Source organism: Photorhabdus sp. P32, from assembly GCF_038085095.1.
GTDB lineage: Bacteria > Pseudomonadota > Gammaproteobacteria > Enterobacterales > Enterobacteriaceae > Photorhabdus > Photorhabdus luminescens.
In genome coordinates, this window is record NZ_JAZGJN010000133.1 from 1 (window position 1) to 2,183 (window position 2,183).

Annotated in this window: 2 protein-coding genes and 1 pseudogene; all 3 read right to left on the reverse strand. The window is 43.4% G+C overall.

The features are described from left to right. Nucleotides 1-301, reverse strand: a 301-nt coding sequence (locus V2H77_RS00785; RefSeq protein WP_341497277.1) for a GDP-mannose 4,6-dehydratase, incomplete at its 3' end; no start/stop codon positions are given. Then, complete coding sequence (locus tag V2H77_RS00790; protein ID WP_341497278.1) at nucleotides 298-1,158, reverse strand: NAD-dependent epimerase/dehydratase family protein; 861 nt, start codon at nucleotides 1,156-1,158, stop codon at nucleotides 298-300. The genes V2H77_RS00785 and V2H77_RS00790, both read right to left, overlap by 4 nt. Nucleotides 1,159-1,161: 3 nt before the next feature. Further along, nucleotides 1,162-2,176: pseudogene (locus tag V2H77_RS00795) on the reverse strand (DegT/DnrJ/EryC1/StrS family aminotransferase); the annotation flags it as partial. Nucleotides 2,177-2,183: the final 7 nt, after the last annotated feature.

Below are 2,183 nucleotides of genomic sequence, written 5' to 3' on the forward strand. Positions count from 1 at the left end.
TATTTGTAGAGGAGTAAATGATCCCACAGTCAGGATTATACCGGCGAACAGCTTCTAATAGGTTGAATGTCCCTCCAACATTGACTTCAAAATCCATTTGGGGATTATCGATCGAAGTCGTCATGGCAACCTGACCAGCCAGATGGAAGATATTATCTGGCATGTATTTAGTAATAACACGGGTTACATCATTTTTATTACGTATATCACCATGTACAAACGTTAACTTACCTTGAGATTGCANNNGGGAAGCCAGATTACTACCCAAGAAACCACAGCCGCCAGTGACCAATAATTTCATATTTCTTCCTTTTCAATCATATCATTAACTGCATTTTCTAGTGAAAATTGGGGGTGCCACCCTAGCAAAGATAGAATTTCTATATTTGCACAACTGTACATTAATTCATTCTCTCGCATAGGCAGAGCACCAAATTCAATACTAGATCTACTATGTGTTTTTGCTGCAACGGCCTCTACAAATGTTCTTACTGGAATTGCTGAACCAGAGCCTATATCTAGGCTCTGTCCATTACTAATTTTATCCAGGTTGAATATCAGGGTTTGAAAAGCGTCTATCAAATCTTTGATATAGATAAAATCTCGCAACTGAGTCCCTGCTGTCAGTTTGAGAGGGAGGTTACGTATACATTGGTGAAAAACATAAGTGGTAAACTTGGTAATATCATCGAATGGGCCAAAAAAATGCTCTAGCCGGGCATCGATGAATTTACATAAACCTGTAGAAGTTAGGTATTTCGCTAAATCAACGAATTGATTTTTCGTCAATGCGTATGCACTCACTTCAGGGGGAAGAGATGTTCCACAATTAATGAACGTATATGCTCTTTCCTTTCCTAGACACTCGAGTAAAATTATCGGAAATGTAATATTTGCATTGATAAGATCTTGCAACTGCTCATTTTTACGACCATAAAGCGCCGCTGTATTAATGACAATATCAGGACTAAAACTTTGGGCGGCATCACACCATTTTATTGTATCATCGAGATTGATTAGCTGTACTTTATCAACACAGGAGAGCCGAACCAGAGAAGAGTTTGTTCGAATAGTGCCTGCCACTTCGTGCTCGGAAATAAAGGCATTAGCCAGTTGACTACCTAAATAGCCACTAATTCCAGTGATTAATATACGCATGAACAAACGGGGAAANNTACCAATCCAGAAAGTTTGATTCATAATGCGGTCAGTATTGGTCAACTCGCCAACCACACGATAATTACGGTTAGCAAAATAGGGTTGACGGGTCAGGTTACCGGCAAACAGCAAACGCGTACCAATTTTAGCTTCGTCTAGGAACTTGACCAGTTCAACACGGTTAATACCACAGGTCTCTTTCAGCGTAATTGGGAAACCAAACCAAGAAGGTTCAGAGTTTTCGGTTGCTTCCGGCAACTCAAGGAACTCAGCACAGTTTTCCAGACCTGCTTTCAGATAGGTAAAGTTGGTCTTACGTTGTTCAACAAACTCTTCAACGCGCTCTAGTTGAGCCAGACCACAGGCTGCCTGCATATCGGTGATNNCCCAGTCGCTGACCAAAACGCTTACCACAAGTGTTATCGCAACCTGGTGCACAGTAGCAATCACGTCCCCAATCGCGGAAAGATTCAATGATCGTCTTCAGTTCGCCTGACTTGGTAAATACGGCACCGCCTTCGCCCATAGTGATATGGTGCGCAGGGTAGAAGCTAACGGTACCGATATCACCGAAAGTACCGACCATTTTGCCATCATAACGGGTGCCCAGTGCATCACAGCAGTCTTCGATAAGCCACAAGTTATACTTATCGGCGATACGGCGCACTTCGGCCAGGTTAAACGGATTACCCAAGGTATGGGCGATCATGATAGCTTTGGTTTTATCGGTCACTGCTGCTTCAATTAGTGCCGGATCGATATTGTAGGTCGGAATATCCACATCGACAAAGACGGGTATAAGACCGTTTTGGATAGTCGGGTTAACAGTGGTCGGGAAACCGGCTGCGACAGTAATGACTTCATCACCCGGCTTAAGTGCACGTTCACCCAGCTTATGGGAAGTCAGTGCGGTTAACGCCAACAGGTTGGCAGATGAACCTGAGGAGGTGGTCAGCACATGGGGTACGCCAATGTATTCCCCCAGTTTTTTTTCAAAGGCATCATTGAAACGTCCGGTCTACAGC